Genomic DNA, 14,829 nt, shown 5'->3' with positions numbered 1-14,829 from the left:
AATGCGGTGTGAGGGGCCCGGACGTGGGACACTGGGAGTTCAAGATGTGCGGCATATCCGCGGGTGCCTTCGTTGCGCCCGGCGGTGGGCCGCGGAAATGCCAACAGTAAGGACCCTGCGTGTCTCCCATGGCCCGCACCGCCCCGGTGCCCGCCGCGACAGATCCGGCCATTATTCGGAATTTCTGCATCATCGCGCACATTGACCACGGCAAGTCCACGCTGGCCGACCGGATGCTTCAGTTGACCGGAGTGGTCCAGCCCCGCGACATGAAGGCCCAGTACCTGGACCGGATGGACATCGAACGCGAACGCGGCATCACCATCAAGTCACAGGCGGTCCGGATGCCGTGGGAACTTGATGGCAAGAGCTACGCGCTCAACATGATCGATACCCCGGGCCACGTCGACTTCACGTACGAGGTCTCCCGCTCCCTCGCAGCCTGCGAAGGGGCAATCCTCCTGGTGGACGCGGCGCAGGGCATCGAGGCCCAGACGCTCGCCAACCTGTACCTCGCGATGGAGAACAACCTCACCATCATCCCGGTCCTGAACAAGATCGATCTTCCGGCAGCGCAGCCTGAGAAGTACGCGGCGGAACTGGCCAGCCTGATCGGCGGCGACCCGGAAGACGTGCTGCGCGTCTCGGGGAAGACCGGAATGGGCGTCGAAGCCTTGCTGGACAAAATCGTCCGCGACCTGCCGGCCCCCGAAGGTGACGCCAACGCACCGGCCCGCGCCATGATTTTCGACTCCGTATATGACACCTACCGCGGCGTCGTGACCTATGTCCGCGTAGTGGACGGCATGCTTCACCCCCGGGAACGCATCCAGATGATGTCCACCCGGGCCACCCACGAACTCCTTGAGATCGGTGTCAGCTCCCCGGAGCCCACACCCTCGAAAGGTCTCGGCGTCGGCGAAGTGGGCTACCTCATCACCGGCGTGAAGGACGTCCGCCTTTCCAAGGTCGGCGACACCGTCACCAACCTTGCCAAGCCGGCTGCTGAATCGCTCCCCGGCTATGCCGACGCCAAGCCGATGGTGTTCTCCGGCCTGTATCCGCTGGACGGCACCGACTATCCAGTGCTCCGGGACGCGCTTGAGAAGCTGATGCTCAATGACGCAGCGCTGGTCTACGAACCCGAGACGTCGGCCGCTCTGGGTTTCGGCTTCCGCGTGGGCTTCCTCGGCCTGCTCCACCTCGAAATCACCCGCGAACGGCTCGAGCGCGAGTACAACCTGGACCTGATTTCCACCGCACCCAACGTGGAATACGAAGTGACGCTGGAGGACAAGAAGGTGGTCCATGTGACCAACCCCAGCGAATACCCCTCCGGCAAGATCCACGAGGTCCGCGAACCGATGGTGTCCGCCACCATCCTCGCTCCGAACGAATTCGTCGGCGCCATCATGGAACTGTGCCAGAGCCGCCGCGGCGTTATGGGCGGCATGGACTACCTGTCCGAGGACCGGGTGGAAATCCGGTACCGCCTGCCGCTGGCGGAGATTGTGTTCGACTTCTTCGACATCCTCAAGTCCAAGACCCGCGGCTACGGGTCCCTGGACTGGAAGGCCGACGGCGACCAGGTGGCTGACCTGGTGAAGGTTGACATCATGCTCCAGGGGGAGCAGGTGGATGCCTTCTCGGCCATCACCCACCGCGACAAGGCCTACGCCTACGGCGTGATGATGACCACCAAACTGCGCGAGCTGATCCCGAGGCAGCAGTTCGAGGTGCCCATCCAGGCGGCCATCGGCTCAAGGATCATCGCCCGCGAAAGCATCCGCGCCATCCGCAAGGACGTGCTGGCCAAGTGCTACGGCGGTGACATTTCGCGTAAACGCAAACTGCTGGAAAAGCAGAAGGAAGGCAAGAAGCGCATGAAGATGGTGGGCCGCGTGGAGGTCCCCCAGGAAGCCTTCATCGCCGCCCTCACCACCGACGAGTCCAAGGACAAGGCAAAGAAGTAGTGAACACAGCGTCCGGCAACACCGGAGGCCCCAGCAATGCCTAGCATTCTTCCCCTCGGCGACCCGGCGCCGTCGGACGGTCTGTTGCCTGCCCAGGCAGCGGACGGTGCGGCGGACCGGGCGTTCGGGCTGTACGTGCACATTCCTTTCTGTGCCGTCCGGTGCGGGTACTGCGATTTCAACACCTACACCGCCACGGAGCTGGGCGGCGGCGCATCCCAGGATGCGTACGCCGGCACGGCCGCATCCGAAGTGGCGCTGGCGGCGAAGGTCCTGGCCGGATCCGGGCTTCCGGCGCGCAAACTCAGTACCGTGTTCTTCGGCGGCGGCACGCCCACCCTGCTGCCCGCGGACGACCTTGCGCTGATCCTCCGCCGCGCCATCGACGAGTGGGGAATCGAGGATGGCGCCGAGGTGACCACCGAGGCCAACCCGGACTCCGTCACTCCGGAATCCCTCGCCGTCCTTAAGGAGGCTGGGTTCACCCGCGTTTCCTTCGGCATGCAGTCCGCCGTCCCCCATGTCCTCAAGGTCCTGGACCGCACGCACACCCCGAGCCGGGTCCCGCAGGTGGTCCAGTGGGCCCGGGAAGCCGGACTGGCCGTCAGCCTGGACCTGATCTATGGCACCCCGGGGGAGTCCCTGGCTGACTGGCGGCACTCCCTGGAAACTGCCCTTTCCTACAGGCCGGACCACATCAGCGCCTACGCCCTGATCGTGGAGGACGGTACCAAACTTGCCGCTCAGATGCGCCGTGGGGAAGTGCCCGGGATTGACGACGACGACCACGCCGACAAGTACGAACTCGCCGACCAGTTGATCACCGAAGCCGGACTGGGATGGTACGAGGTCAGCAACTGGGCCAGGACGCCCGGGCAGGCCTGCCGCCATAACCTCGCCTACTGGCGCGGCGACGACTGGTGGGGGATCGGACCTGGAGCCCACTCCCACGTAGGTGGCGTCCGCTGGTGGAACGTCAAGCACCCCACGGCATACGCCGGCCGGCTTGCGCAGGGCCTGTCACCCGCCGCCGGCCGGGAAACCCTGGACGCTGAAACCCGGAACATTGAGCGGGTCATGCTGGAAGCGCGGCTGAAGTCCGGCCTGCAGTTGTCCACCCTCGCCGCAGCCGGCAGGCGCGAGGTTGCCGGCCTCATTGCTGACGGCCTGGTGGAGCCGGCGGCAGCCCTCAATGGAACGCTGGTGCTCACACTGAAAGGCAGGCTGCTGGCAGACGCCGTGGTGCGCCGCGTCCTGCCGGACTAGGTCCGCCAACAGCAACGCGGGGTCACTCCCTGCCCAATAACCACTGGCTATCCGGCACGGAATGACCCCGCGTTGCTGGAATGCTACTTGATCCAGCGCAGGTTGTACTGGTAGCGGTGCGGCTGGCCCTTGTTCACGTGGATGCCGGCGGCCACGGAGTAGCACGTCAGGGCAATCCAGATGAGGGTGGCAATCACCGCGAAAATGTTCCCGATCACAGGAACGAAGACCAGGATGTTGGCCACTACGGCTGCGATGGTCGGGGGAAGGCTGAAGTTAAGGGCTTCCTTGGACTCCTGCGCCGTGAAGGGGCCGCGGTCCTTGAAGATCAGGTAGATCAGCAGCGCAGGCACGCAGCCCAGGATGCCGCCGAAGTGCGCCATGGTGGCCCACTGCCGGTCCTCGCTTGCTGTCAGGGGCAGCGCATTCGCCGGAACGCCATGGTATTCCGAACGGCCCTGGCCGCCCTGGCTGTCCCTGTGATCGCGTGCGTTTTCTGCCACAGTCTTGTTCCTTCTGAGGTGCAAATGGTGCTGGTTGGAATGCATTTCGGCTGCGGCAGCCCGCAATTGGCAGGATCCGCAGTACCAAGAATACTGGCTGCCGGCGCGATACCTGCCTCCGGCTGCCGCGTTGCCTCAAAGGGGTTGCCGTTTACGGTGCCGTGAGGAAGTCGATAACCTCTTCAACCCGTCCCAGGAGCGAGGCCTCCAGGTCCGCGTAGGTGTGCACCGCGCCCAGCAGTTTCTGCCACCCCAGTCCGATGTCCTCCTTGGTGGCATGGGGCCAGCCGAAGGCAGCAAGGATCCCGGTTTTCCAGTCCTGGCCCCGCGGCACCACCGGCCATTTGTCGATGCCCAGAACGGAGGGCCGGATGGCCTGCCACACATCGACGTAAGGGTGCCCCACGATCAGCACGTTTCCGGCGGCGCCGGGTGAAGCCATAACGGCGTCGGCTATCCGGGACTCCTTGGAGTCCGGGACCAGGTGGTCCACCAGCACGCCAAGCCGCCGGCCCGGACCGGGCCTGAAGCCGGCTACCGCGGCAGCCAGGTCGTCGATGCCGTGCAAAGGTTCGACGACGATTCCCTCCACACGCAGGTCGTCTCCCCAGACCTTTTCCACCAGTTCGGCGTCGTGCTTTCCTTCCACCCAGATGCGGCTCGCCTTGGCCACCTGTGCGCGCTGCCCGGCAACGCGCACGGATCCGGAGGCGGTCCTGCCCGCAGCCGCCCCCGCTGCCTGCCTTGGAGCCGGCGGCATGAGCTGGATGGGCCGTCCCTCAAGGAGGAACCCGAAGCCCAGCCGGAACGACCTCGACTTGCCGCGCCGGTCCTCCAAGGCAACCACATGCATGCCGCCCGATTTTTCCACCCGGGTCACGGCACCCACCCAGCCCGACTGGACGTCCTCCAGCACCATTCCGCGCTCCACGGGAACCTGCGGCAGCGCTGCCTTCGACGGTGCGGACATGTCCTGTGGGCCCCAGTTCTGGTACTGCATGGATACACTCCGCCTAGCGCTAGATCACCTGTCCGGAATTTCGCCCGGAGCGGTACCAATGCTAGCAACGGGGAGAGTCATATTAGACTGTTAGCACTGAGGCATGTCGAGTGCTAACCCCTGTGGTGGCACAGTTGGAGGCGGCGGGTGCCGCCCCGACCCTGGATGGAGGTGGAGTGTTGAGCGAGCCGCGCAAACTTGAAGTACTCCGTGCCATCGTGGAGGACTATGTCCACTCCCGCGAGCCAGTGGGGTCCAAGGCCCTCGTGGAGCGGCACCACCTCGGCGTCTCCAGTGCAACGATCCGCAACGACATGGCAGCACTGGAGGAAGAGGGCCTGATCACCGCCCCGCACACCAGCGCCGGCCGGATTCCCACGGATAAGGGTTACCGGCTCTTCGTTGACCAGATTTCCGCCGTCAAGCCGCTCTCGCAGGCCGAACGGCGGGCCATCCAGTCGCTGCTGGAAGGAGCGGATGACCTGGACGATGTCCTGGAGCGCACCGTCCGGCTGCTGTCCCAACTGACCAACCAGGTTGCCGTGGTGCAGTATCCGCACCTGAGCCGGGCCCTCGTCAGGCACATCGAGTTTGTCCTCCTCGCTCCGCGGAAGGTGCTGGTGGTTCTGATCGCCAACAGCGGCAAGGTGGAACAGCGCGTCATTGACGTTGGACAGGACCTGGGGGATGAGGCCCTGGCCGCGTTGAGGGCCCGTTTCCTTGGGTCACTTGCAGGGACACCGCTGAGCCAGCTGGCCCATTCCCTGCCGGCAGTGGTGGCCACGGCGAACCCGGCCCAAAGGCAGGCGGCGCAAGCCCTGGCCCACGGGCTTGAGGGCCTGGCGCAGAACAGCCGCGAGGACCGCATGGTCATGGCTGGTACGGCAAACCTGGCACGGTCCAACGTTGACTTCCCGCTCAGCATCGGCCCGGTCCTGGAAGCACTCGAGGAGCAGGTGGTCATGCTTCGGCTGCTCAGCGAGATGGCCCAGGACCACCGCGGGGTGGCCGTCAGCATCGGCCGGGAGAATCCGTACGACGGGCTGGCGGAAGCCTCAGTCGTCGCCACGGGATACGGGCCCGACAGCGCGGCGAAGCTCGGCGTGCTTGGGCCGACCCGGATGGACTATCCCACCACCATGGCCGCCGTCAGGGCAGTTGCCCGTTACCTTTCCCGGATCCTGGGCCCCTGACATTCCATCGGGTGCCCCCACACCCCAGCGCATTTCCCGCAGTCCAACTGCAGGCAGTACAACAAGGAAGAGATACGAACTTTGAGCAGCCACTACGACGTCCTTGGAGTCTCACCGGAGGCCACGGGAGAAGAGATCAAGAAGGCCTACCGCAAACTGGCCCGCACCCTTCACCCGGATGTGAATCCCGGTGAAGATGCCTCGGACCGCTTCAAGGCAGTGACCCACGCCTACGAAGTTCTCTCGGATCCGCAGAAGCGCCGGGTGTACGACACCACCGGCAACGAAAACGGAACGGACAACGGATTCGGCGGCGGCAGCTACGCCGGCCAGGGCTTCGCGTTCCAGGACATTTTTGACACCTTCTTCGGGGCCGGCGGCACCTCCGGTCCGGCCTCCCGGGTCAGGCGCGGCCAGGACGCCCTCATCAGCGTCCGGATCGAACTGCGCGATGCCGTGTTCGGCGTCAACAAGAAGCTGGAAGTGGACACTGCGGTCACCTGCCCGACCTGCGATGGTTCATGCTGCCGCCCCGGCACCCACCCCGAACGCTGCGACATTTGCGGCGGCAGCGGCCAGGTGCAGCGCGCGGTCCGGTCCATCCTGGGCCAGGTCATGACGGCCGCACCCTGCGGCAGCTGCGAGGGCTTCGGCACCGTCATCAAGGACCCCTGCAACGAATGCAGCGGCCAGGGGCGCATCCGCAGCCGCCGTTCCCTCACCATCAAGGTTCCCGCGGGCGTGGCAACGGGCACCCGCATCCAGCTGTCGGGCCAGGGAGAGGCCGGTCCCGCCGGTGGGCCCGCAGGCGACCTGTACGTCGAGATCCGCGTGAACAACGATGCCACCTATGTCCGGGAAAACGACGACCTGCACGCAACCCTGCACATCCCCATGACGGCCGCAGCCCTGGGCACCGAAGTAAGCCTGGAAACCTTCGACGGTACCCAGGAAATCGACGTGAAGCCGGGCACCCAGTCAGGTGAGATCATCACTCTTCGCGGACTGGGTGTGACCCACCTGCGCGGTTACGGCCGCGGCGACCTGAAAGTGCACCTCCAGGTGGATACTCCCGCCAGGCTTGACGCCGCCCAGGAAGATCTCCTGCGGCAGCTTGCCAAACTGCGTGGTGAACAGATCACGGAAGGAAAGCTGGCAGCCAGCGGCGGCATGTTCGCAAAGCTCCGGGACCGGTTCGGTAACCTGTAGCGGTGAGCAACCCTGTCTTTTTCACCCCTCCAGGCACCTTGGACCAGATGGCGGCGGGAGAGGTCTTCGTCCTTGAAGGGCAGGAAGCTCGGCACGCGGTTACCGTAAAGCGGCTTGCCCCCGGGGAGCCCGTGGACATCGTGGACGGTGCCGGGACCCGGATGCGCGGCAGGGTGGTTGCCGCCTCTGCGTCGGGACTGGAGGTGGAATGCGAGACCCTGGTATTCGAGGAACAACCCGGCACCAGGCTTGTACTGGTTCAGGCGCTGGCGAAGGGTGACCGGGACGAGCTGGCCATAGAGACGGCCACTGAGCTTGGAATCGACGCCGTCATTCCCTGGCAGTCCGAACGGTCCATCGTCCGCTGGAAGGGTGACCGGGCGGCCAAGGCGCACGCGAAGTGGCAGTCGGTGGTTACGGCCGCCGCGAAACAGGCCCGCCGGGCATGGGTCCCCGAGGTGCGCGCCGCCGTCGACACCGCTGCCCTGGCAGGCGCCGTGGAAGCTGCGGAGCTGGCCGTCATCCTGCACGAGGACGCCGTGCGTCCCCTGCGGGCTGTGCTGGAGGCGTGGCAGGGTGCGGACGCAAGCGGGCCCGCGGAGGTGCTGCTCATCGTCGGGCCTGAGGGAGGCATCAGTCCCCGTGAAGTGACCCGGTTGTGCGGCAAGGGGGCTGTCACGGCCCTGCTGGGACACCATGTGCTGCGCTCCTCCACTGCAGGACCCGCCGCCGTCGTGCTTGCAAGCGATGTACTGGGACGCTGGGCGGCGCCCGCCGGCTGAACCGGTTCCCTCAAGCTGCTCGGGGAAGCGGACCGTCCGGGAGCGACTCAGCGGACTTTGAAAGTCCGTGAATCCTCGTTCTGGTCAGGCTCCCCGCTGTCGCCGGCCTGGGCCACGCGCAGCTCGTAGGCGCCCGGCGGAAGCGTGAGGGCCAGCGTGAAAACCCCGGCCTGGCCGGGCTCCGGTGCTGCCGTTGTCTCGCCCGTCAGGAACGGAACCTTGTCCCCGTTCTCCTCCGCCCTCAGGATTTGCCAGCGGAGCTTCCCCCCGGCAACGGTGTTCCGGCCAGTGATCTTAACGCTGCCGGCAGGTACTTCCGAATTTTCCTGGGGATCGATGATCCACACTGGAGCCACCATTCCCGTGGCCCGGGTCATGAGGTCACCGAGCTGGATGTGGTCGAAGGCAACGTAGTCGGTGTGCCCGTCCACCAGGATCCGCACCCGGATCTGCTGCCCGGAATCGATCAGCCCCGAACTGGCCGCCGCAGCGGTGGCGGTGTAGACAAGCTGCTGCACGGCCCGGGCGGCCATATCGGCGTCGAGATTGCTGTTGAAGGCATCCTCGGACACGTCCACAGTGATGACGTCCTTGCCCGAGATCGACGTGGCCAGCTTGCTCGGGTTCTGCCAGGGGGTGAAGAAATCCGGGTCAAGGGGAGAGTCGGACATCATGGCGCGCAGAGCCCGCGTCACGGGGTTCTCCTGCTCGGGAACATCCCTGAACTCCCGGTACAGGAAGATGCTGCTGCCGGACCGGCCGATCCAGTACACAGGGGCTTTGTTGGATGACTGGGTGGTTTCAAGGGGTGCACTGGTGGCCGGCGCGGTGCCGGTGGCAGCAGGACTGGAAGCGAGAACGCCGGTGGGGGATGGGCTCGGCTCGGCCAGGCACCCTGTCAGGAGCGGGATGACCGTAAGGACCGCTGCGACGACGGCGGTGCGGGCACGCCTGCCCGTCCGTCCTGCCCTGCGGGGCGCAGCAGATTCCGGCACTTTTGCAGCCCAGTCCTTTCATGAGTGGCGGCCGCTCCCCAAGCGGCGATAACCCCAGCCCAACGGCTGGATTTCCAGCATCGCACAGGGGCCGGGGCGGATTCGCTGCCACGGCGTTCCTGTCCCGAACTGCAACGGGAACGATATGAGGAAGATATGAAGTTGATACCTAATGACCCAAAACGTCCGCCCGGTCACGTACTTCCCGGCAGCGGCTCCCTTGTCCGTATCCGGCGCGGAGGGCGGCTGGCGTAAGATGGAAGGATCGCTGGGCCGGGTGCCGGAAAGGGTGGCTGGCCCCAGCGGCGGAACTGTTGACGGACTTCGAGGGGATCACGGGCCTGCGGGCCATCACTATGACTGAATCAGCGAATGGAAAGCGCCGGCTCACCACGGGAGACGGCGCAGCGGGGGAATTTCCCCATTCCCTCCCCGGCAGCCGTACCGAGGTAGTCCTCTTCGACAACTCCGATCAGATGGTCCAGTCGCTGGGAAGCCATGACGAGGCGCTCCGTTTCATCGAAGAGCAGTTTCCCGCCGTCAACTTCCACGTCCGCGGCAATGAGCTTTCCATCACGGGCCCTGCCGCTGACGTGCCCCGGATCATGCGGCTCCTCCACGAGGTCCGAGGACTCGTAGCCCGCGGCACCGTGATCAGCCCGGCCGTGCTGCAGCAGCTCGTGGCGCTCCTGCGTACCCAGTCCCTGCAGAACCCCGTTGACGTGCTCACCCACGACATCCTTTCCAGCCGCGGCAGGACCATCCGGCCAAAGACGCTGAACCAGAAGAACTACGTTGACGCCATCGACGACAACACCGTGATTTTCGGCATCGGTCCGGCCGGAACGGGCAAGACATACCTGGCCATGGCCAAGGCCGTCCAGGCGCTGCAGCAAAAAGAGGTCAGCCGCATCATCCTCACGCGCCCGGCCGTCGAGGCGGGGGAGCGGCTGGGATTCCTGCCCGGCACCCTGAGCGACAAGATCGATCCCTACCTGCGTCCGCTCTACGACGCCCTGCACGACATGATGGATCCCGAGTCCATCCCCAGGCTGATGGCGGCAGGCACCATTGAAGTTGCTCCGCTGGCATACATGCGCGGCCGTACCCTGAACGACGCCTTCATCATCCTGGACGAGGCACAGAACACCACGCCTGAGCAGATGAAGATGTTCCTGACCCGGCTCGGCTTTGGTTCCAAGATGGTGGTCACCGGGGACGTCACGCAGGTTGACCTTCCGTTTGGCACCCGTTCCGGGCTCCGGATCGTGCAGGAGATCCTCGACGGAATCGAGGGGGTCAGCTTCTCGGTGCTGGACGCCGCAGACGTTGTCCGCCACCGCCTGGTCGGGGACATCGTCCATGCCTACAGCATCTGGGATGATGTCCAGCGCAGCAGGGTGAAGCACTCGGCGGGCAGCACAAAACGGGGGGAACACGCGTGAGCATCGAAGTCAACAATGAGTCCGGCGTCCAGGTGGACGAGGCAGAGCTTGTGATGTTGTCCCGCTACATCTTCGAGCAGCTCTTCATCCACCCCCAGGCCGAGCTTTCCATACTCCTCGTGGACGAACCGGCCATGGAGAAGCTGCACATCGAGCTGATGGACGAACCAGGTTCAACAGACGTGCTGTCCGTGCCCATGGATGAACTGACCCCTGGAACCCCGGACCGGCCCACGCCACAGGGAATGCTGGGGGATATCGCCATCTGCCCGCAGGTTGCCCAGATGCAGGCCAAGAACGCCGGCCACACCCTCCAGGACGAGATGCTCCTGCTGACCACCCACGGCATCCTGCACCTCCTCGGCTACGACCATGCCGAACCCGAGGAGAAGGCCGAGATGTTCGGGCTCCAGCGTGAACTGCTGTCCGGATTCACGGGCAAAGAAGCGCCTGCCGAGACAACCCAGTGACGCCTTTGCTCCTCGTCGCAATGGCCTTGGCTTTCCTGGCTGTTGCGGCGCTGCTGACTGCGGCGGAAGCCGCCTTCAATTTCATTCCGCGGCACGATGCCGAAGAAGCCCTGCTCAAGAGCCGTGGCGGTGCACTGCGGAAGATCCTGCGCCAGCCGGTAGCACACATCCGGGCGTTGCGGTTCTGGCGCATCTGGTTCGAAATGGCTTCCGCGGTGGCCGTTGCGGTGCTCCTCTACAGCCTCCTGGACAGTGTCTGGCTCGCAGGACTTGCAGCCACCGGCATCATGGCGCTGCTCGGCTTCGTGATAGTGGGGGTGTCCCCGCGGCAGCTGGGCCGGCTCCATTCGGCGGCCGTGGTGCGCTTCACCGCCCCGACCATCCGTTTCCTCACCTGGGTCCTCGGCCCGATCCCCGGGTGGCTCGTGAGGCTGGGAAGTACGGCCGCCCCGGGCGCGCCCGGCGGCGACGAAGCGTTCTTCAGTGAGCAGGAGTTCCGTGAACTCGTGGAACGCGCCAGCGAATCGGACATGATCGAGGACACCGAGGCTGAGATGATCCAGTCCGTCTTCGATTTCGGAGACACCCTGGTCCGCGCAGTCATGGTTCCCCGCACTGACATCCTCACCATTGAGGCGGGGTCAAGCCTCCGGCAGGCCATGTCCCTCTTCCTTCGTTCAGGCTATTCCAGGATCCCGGTCATCGGGGAAAGCACGGACCAGATCCTGGGCATCATCTACCTGAAGGATGTTGCCGCGGTGATCCATGAGCTGGCCCCCAACGAGGAGCCGCCTCCGGTGGAGTCGCTCGCCCGGGAAGTACGTTACGTGCCCGAGTCCAAGCCGGTCAGCGACCTGCTCCGTGAGCTGCAGAAGGAATCCACGCACGTCGCCATCGTGATCGACGAGTACGGCGGGACGGCCGGTCTGGTCACCCTGGAGGACCTCATCGAGGAAATCGTGGGCGAGATCGTGGATGAGTACGACACGGAAAGCGCGGAGGCGGTGGAGCTGGGCGACGGTTCCTACCGGGTCAGCGCGCGCATGGGCATCGACGACCTGGGCGAGCTTTTCGACATTGAACTCGACGACGACGAGGTGGACACCGTGGGTGGCCTCCTGGCAAAGGCCCTGGGCCGGGTGCCTATCGTGGGAAGCACCGTGGAAGTCCACGGTGTGTCCCTGCGCGCGGACCGGCTGGAAGGCCGCCGCAACCGGGTCAGCCACATCATTGCGGCGCCACTGGCAAAAGAAGACACTGACTTTGAGGACCTCTTCGAAGAGGCGGAAGCAACCCAGCAGGGAGTTCCACGTGAGCAAGAAAAATAAGGGCGAAAGCCAGGACGACTTCGGTGGTTTCCGTGCAGGGTTCTCGGTCCTTGTGGGCCGTCCCAACGCCGGCAAATCCACCCTGACCAACGCGCTGGTGGGCAAGAAGGTGGCCATTACGTCCGCCAAGCCCCAGACCACGCGCCACACCATCCGCGGCATCGTGCACCGGCAGGACGCGCAGCTCATCCTGGTGGACACTCCGGGGCTGCACCGGCCCCGCACCCTCCTTGGCAAACGGCTTAATGAGCTCGTTGCGGACACGCTGGCCGAGGTTGACGCGATCGGGTTCTGCCTGCCGGCCAACGAAAAGATCGGGCCCGGCGACAAGTTCATTGCGGCCCAGCTGGCCGCGGTGGGGCGCAAACCGGTGATCGCCATCGTCACCAAGGCCGACCTGGTGGACCGCCAGGCGTTGACGGAGCAGTTGCTGGCCGTGGCCGCCCTCGGCCGGGAAGTGCTGGGGGAGGAAGGCTGGAAGGACATCGTTCCCGTGTCCGCCGCCGATGGATTCCAGGTGGACACGGTGGCCGATGTCCTCATCAGCCACATGCCGCCGTCGCCCCCGCTGTACCCGGACGGCGAACTTACGGACGAGCCGGAGGCCGTCATGGTTGCCGAGCTCATCCGCGAGGCGGCGCTGGAAGGGGTCCGCGATGAGTTGCCCCATTCCCTCGCAGTGGTGGTGGAGGAGATCGTTCCCCGGGAAGACCGGCCGGAGGACAGCCCGCTGCTGGACGTGCGGGTGAACCTGTACGTTGAGCGTCCCTCGCAGAAGGCCATTATCATCGGTAAGGGCGGCAGCCGCCTGCGTGAAGTGGGCACCAACGCCCGAAAAGGCATCGAGGCGCTCCTGGGCACACGCATCTACCTTGACCTTCACGTGAAGGTGGCAAAAGACTGGCAGCGCGATCCGAAACAGCTGGTGAAGCTGGGCTTCTAGCCCCGTCAGCCGCGCGGCAGCGTCCGCCATCCGGCAATTTCCCAGCCTGGACCACTAAAATGGGCCGGATTTCGATTTTAGAGGAAGGTTCACCACGTGGGGCTAGGCCGCGACAGACGCGACAAAGGATCCGATGCGTCAGTGGGGAGGGGACCCGTGTCCCGCCACGCTGATGATGCGGCAGTCGGAGCAGCCCGGCATCTTGGACCCGTGCGCACGATGCCGGCGTGGCTGAAGGCCGTCACTGCCATCCTTGCGCTGGCCATGGTGGGCGGCCTGGTGTTCGCGGGATTCTGGTTCCTTCGCCTCCAGAACAACATATCCAAAGCCCCGCTGAACGCGGGCGGCGGGAGCACAGAGTCGGTGAGCGATGCCACCGGCCGCATGCAGATCCTGATTCTCGGCTCTGACACCCGGGAGGGCAAGAACGCCGAATACGGCACTGCCGACGACTCCAAGGGATATGGCAAGTCCGACGTCATGATGCTGATGGACATCTCGGAGGACAACAAGCGCGTGAGCGTCATCAGTTTTCCGCGGGACTTGCTGGTGGACATCCCGGAGTGCAAAGACGGTGAAACCAACCAGGTTTATCCCGCCCGCAGCGGAGTCATGATCAATGAAGCCATGGCCGAGGCCGGCATCGGCTGCGCGGTGGACACCGTCAACCAGATCACGGGGCTGGAAGTGGACCACTTCATGATGGCCGACTTCAATGCGGTGAAAGAGCTGTCCAACGCCGTCGGCGGCGTTGAGGTATGCATCAGCGACGCCGTCTACGATCCCGACTCCCGGCTCCGGCTCCCGGCCGGTACCTCAACCGTCCAGGGGGAAATGGCCCTCGCCTTCCTGCGGACCCGCCACGCCTTTGCCGACGGCGGTGACCTGGGCCGGATCAAGGCCCAGCAGGGATTCCTTTCCTCGCTCACCCGCAAGATCAAGGACGACGGAACACTGTCGGATCCCGGCAGGATGCTCAAAATCGCGGACGTGGTCACCCAGAACCTGACCGTCGACGAAGGCCTTGCTTCCGTCCCCAGCCTCCTCACGATCGGCAACCGGCTCAAGGACATCGACATCAGCAAGGTGGCGTTCGTGGCCGTGCCCACCACCCCGGCACTTCTCGATCCCAACAGGCTCCAGATAGCAGAGCCGGCCGGCTCGCAGCTCTTCTCGGCGCTCAGGAAGGACGTGGACCTGACCGACCCCACGGCGCCGTCCCCCTCGCCGACGGAAACGCCGGCACCCCCGACGACGGCCCCCACGGAAACAGCTCCGCCCCTCCCTCCCTACGACAAGGCCCTCCAACCGGTCACCGTGGCCAACGGCAGCGGCGTTCCCGGACGTGCCCGGGAGATCGTGCAGGCGCTGGTTTCGGGCGGCTTCACCCAAACTGCCCAGTTTGAGGCAACAGCGGTGGCCCAGTCGGTGGTGTACTACGGCCCGGGCTTCGCCGATGTGGCTGCGGACGTTGCGGCAGTGCTCGGCATTCCCGCCGCCCAGATGGTGCCTTCCGCGAACATCCCTGGCGTCCAGGTATATCTGGGGACCGATTTCACGGCCGGGGCCACGTATGGGGTTCCCGCGCTGCCGGACGACATCGTCAACCAGACTGCGAAGGACGCGTCCTGCCAGCAGGCCAACCCCGCCCTGATCGTCGAAGGCTAGGGGCCAGGGAAACCGCTCCGCAGCCGCCGGACAAGGCAGCGCATTAAAGTAAGC

Annotated in this window: 13 protein-coding genes; 10 read left to right on the top strand and 3 right to left on the bottom strand. The window is 65.3% G+C overall.

The features are described from left to right. Positions 1-119 precede the first annotated feature (119 nt). The gene (lepA, locus tag ASPHE3_RS09725) at positions 120-1,973 is read left to right on the top strand and encodes a translation elongation factor 4 (protein ID WP_041652071.1); all 1,854 of its coding nucleotides are present in this window, start codon (positions 120-122) and stop codon (positions 1,971-1,973) included. A 36-nt stretch (positions 1,974-2,009) separates the two neighbouring features. Beyond that, positions 2,010-3,239 (top strand): radical SAM family heme chaperone HemW, encoded by a 1,230-nt coding sequence (hemW, locus tag ASPHE3_RS09720; RefSeq protein WP_041652070.1) that lies wholly within the window; start codon positions 2,010-2,012, stop codon positions 3,237-3,239. 83 nt (positions 3,240-3,322) lie between these two features. On the opposite strand, the gene ASPHE3_RS09715 is transcribed toward hemW, so the two are convergent. Together ASPHE3_RS09715 and ASPHE3_RS09710 are read right to left on the bottom strand one after the other, a co-directional pair. Then, on the bottom strand, positions 3,323-3,742 hold the full coding sequence (locus tag ASPHE3_RS09715; RefSeq protein ID WP_013601049.1) for a DUF4870 domain-containing protein: 420 nt from the start codon (positions 3,740-3,742) through the stop codon (positions 3,323-3,325). 151 nt (positions 3,743-3,893) lie between these two features. After that, entirely contained in the window at positions 3,894-4,742 is an 849-nt protein-coding gene (locus tag ASPHE3_RS09710) for a DUF3097 domain-containing protein (protein WP_013601048.1), read from the bottom strand. 179 nt (positions 4,743-4,921) lie between these two features. On the opposite strand from ASPHE3_RS09710, the gene hrcA reads away from it, so the two are divergent. From hrcA to ASPHE3_RS09695, 3 genes are all read left to right on the top strand, one after another. Further along, on the top strand, positions 4,922-5,935 hold the full coding sequence (gene hrcA, locus ASPHE3_RS09705; protein WP_013601047.1) for a heat-inducible transcriptional repressor HrcA: 1,014 nt from the start codon (positions 4,922-4,924) through the stop codon (positions 5,933-5,935). An 81-nt stretch (positions 5,936-6,016) separates the two neighbouring features. Beyond that, the gene (dnaJ, locus tag ASPHE3_RS09700) at positions 6,017-7,144 is read left to right on the top strand and encodes a molecular chaperone DnaJ (RefSeq protein WP_013601046.1); all 1,128 of its coding nucleotides are present in this window, start codon (positions 6,017-6,019) and stop codon (positions 7,142-7,144) included. 2 nt (positions 7,145-7,146) lie between these two features. After that, positions 7,147-7,926 (top strand): 16S rRNA (uracil(1498)-N(3))-methyltransferase, encoded by a 780-nt coding sequence (locus ASPHE3_RS09695; RefSeq protein ID WP_041652069.1) that lies wholly within the window; start codon positions 7,147-7,149, stop codon positions 7,924-7,926. 47 nt (positions 7,927-7,973) lie between these two features. Here ASPHE3_RS09695 and ASPHE3_RS09690 read toward each other — a convergent pair whose 3' ends face one another. Next, complete coding sequence (locus tag ASPHE3_RS09690; protein ID WP_013601044.1) at positions 7,974-8,921, bottom strand: GerMN domain-containing protein; 948 nt, start codon at positions 8,919-8,921, stop codon at positions 7,974-7,976. Between the two features lie 356 nt (positions 8,922-9,277). On the opposite strand from ASPHE3_RS09690, the gene ASPHE3_RS09685 reads away from it, so the two are divergent. The 5 genes from ASPHE3_RS09685 to ASPHE3_RS09665 all read left to right on the top strand — a co-directional run bounded on the left by ASPHE3_RS09685 (position 9,278) and on the right by ASPHE3_RS09665 (position 14,775). After that, positions 9,278-10,366 carry a PhoH family protein gene (locus tag ASPHE3_RS09685; protein WP_041652769.1) on the top strand — a complete coding sequence of 363 codons (1,089 nt, stop codon included), beginning with the start codon at positions 9,278-9,280 and terminating at the stop codon, positions 10,364-10,366. Then, on the top strand, positions 10,363-10,836 hold the full coding sequence (gene ybeY, locus ASPHE3_RS09680; protein ID WP_013601042.1) for an rRNA maturation RNase YbeY: 474 nt from the start codon (positions 10,363-10,365) through the stop codon (positions 10,834-10,836). The genes ASPHE3_RS09685 and ybeY overlap by 4 nt, the downstream gene beginning before the upstream one ends. After that, complete coding sequence (locus tag ASPHE3_RS09675) at positions 10,833-12,164, top strand: hemolysin family protein (RefSeq protein WP_013601041.1); 1,332 nt, start codon at positions 10,833-10,835, stop codon at positions 12,162-12,164. Before ybeY ends, ASPHE3_RS09675 begins: the two co-directional genes overlap by 4 nt. After that, positions 12,148-13,107, top strand: coding sequence for a GTPase Era (gene era / locus ASPHE3_RS09670; RefSeq protein ID WP_013601040.1), 960 nt, complete (start codon positions 12,148-12,150; stop codon positions 13,105-13,107). Before ASPHE3_RS09675 ends, era begins: the two co-directional genes overlap by 17 nt. A 219-nt stretch (positions 13,108-13,326) precedes the next feature. Then, entirely contained in the window at positions 13,327-14,775 is a 1,449-nt protein-coding gene (locus ASPHE3_RS09665) for an LCP family protein (protein ID WP_013601039.1), read from the top strand. The last annotated feature ends 54 nt before the right edge of the window (positions 14,776-14,829 follow it).

The organism is Pseudarthrobacter phenanthrenivorans Sphe3 (genome assembly GCF_000189535.1).
Taxonomy (GTDB): Bacteria; Actinomycetota; Actinomycetes; order Actinomycetales; family Micrococcaceae; genus Arthrobacter; species Arthrobacter phenanthrenivorans.
The sequence above is the reverse complement of the archived record's forward strand: the minus strand, read 5'-3'. Positions and strand labels throughout refer to the sequence as shown.

Excerpts from the sequence above, each read along its gene's own strand:
- hemW (WP_041652070.1), top strand. The coding sequence starts at position 2,010 with ATGCCTAGCATTCTTCCCCTCGGCGACCCGGCGCCGTCGGACGGTCTG.
- ASPHE3_RS09710 (WP_013601048.1), bottom strand. The coding sequence starts at position 4,742 with ATGCAGTACCAGAACTGGGGCCCACAGGACATGTCCGCACCGTCGAAG.
- ASPHE3_RS09685 (WP_041652769.1), top strand. The coding sequence starts at position 9,278 with ATGACTGAATCAGCGAATGGAAAGCGCCGGCTCACCACGGGAGACGGC.
- ASPHE3_RS09665 (WP_013601039.1), top strand. The coding sequence starts at position 13,327 with ATGCCGGCGTGGCTGAAGGCCGTCACTGCCATCCTTGCGCTGGCCATG.